The organism is Deinococcus rhizophilus (genome assembly GCF_030271215.1).
Taxonomy (GTDB): domain Bacteria; phylum Deinococcota; class Deinococci; order Deinococcales; family Deinococcaceae; genus Deinococcus; species Deinococcus rhizophilus.
In genome coordinates, this window is the sequence record NZ_JASNGB010000412.1 from 1 (window position 1) to 419 (window position 419).

At 71.1% G+C, this 419-nt stretch carries 1 protein-coding gene; it reads left to right on the top strand.

What is annotated here, in order from left to right; translation table 11 throughout:
• Positions 1–256: HNH endonuclease (locus QOL99_RS17620; RefSeq protein ID WP_285525703.1), on the top strand; the 256-nt coding region annotated here is incomplete at its 5' end.
• Between the last annotated feature and the right edge of the window lie 163 nt (positions 257–419).

Consider the following 419-nt stretch of genomic DNA (forward strand, 5'->3'; position numbering starts at 1 on the left):
CCAGGGTGGCCCGCACGCGGTCGAGAACGGGCTGCTGCTGCGCAGTGACCTGCACCGGCTCTACGACCAGGGCTATGTCACCGTCGACCCCGACGACCGCCGCCTGATCGTCAGTCCCCGGATCCGCGAAGAGTTCGACAACGGCCGGCACTACTACGCCCTCGAGGGGCAGGCGCTGGCGGCGCCCGAACGCGGGTTCCGGCCGGTGTCCCACGAGCGGCTGCTGTTCCATGCCGAGCAGGTCTACCGTGGGTGACGGCCAGGCGCTGCTCGCCGCCCTGCTGCGCCACGAGGCCAAGACCAACTCCTACAAGTTCGCCCTGGTGCGGGCGCTCAACGACCTCGCCCTCGAGTACCCGCTGGAGGTGGAGGGAGACGTCGTGGTGCCCCTGCGCCGGGTGGCCGAGCGCTGGCTGGTC